The organism is Vogesella mureinivorans (genome assembly GCF_007644035.1).
Classification (GTDB): Bacteria; Pseudomonadota; Gammaproteobacteria; order Burkholderiales; family Chromobacteriaceae; genus Vogesella; species Vogesella mureinivorans.
Window position 1 is genome coordinate 1 of record NZ_VMTV02000681.1, and the last position, 283, is coordinate 283.

Below are 283 nucleotides of genomic sequence, written 5' to 3' on the forward strand. Positions count from 1 at the left end.
ACCAAGGAATTGAACACTCCGCAGGGGCATCCTTTGCACCAAACCCGATCTATTTCGATCCCGAAAATATCATTAAACTGGCGATCGAATCTGGTTGTAATGCTGTTGCTACCACCCTTGGCGTTTTGGGCATGGTTTCTCGCAAATATGCCCACAAAATCCCCTTCATTTTGAAATTAAATCATAATGAATTGCTGACTTACCCCAATCAATTCGACCAGATAATGTTCGCCTCTGTCGAACAAGCTTGGAATTTAGGGGCCGTCGCTGTCGGGTCAACTAT

Annotated in this window: 1 protein-coding gene; it reads left to right on the plus strand. The window is 44.9% G+C overall.

The window, feature by feature from the left end:
- The coding region (locus FLQ44_RS25655) for a beta/alpha barrel domain-containing protein (RefSeq protein WP_206208955.1) at positions 1–283 on the plus strand (283 nt) is incomplete at both ends.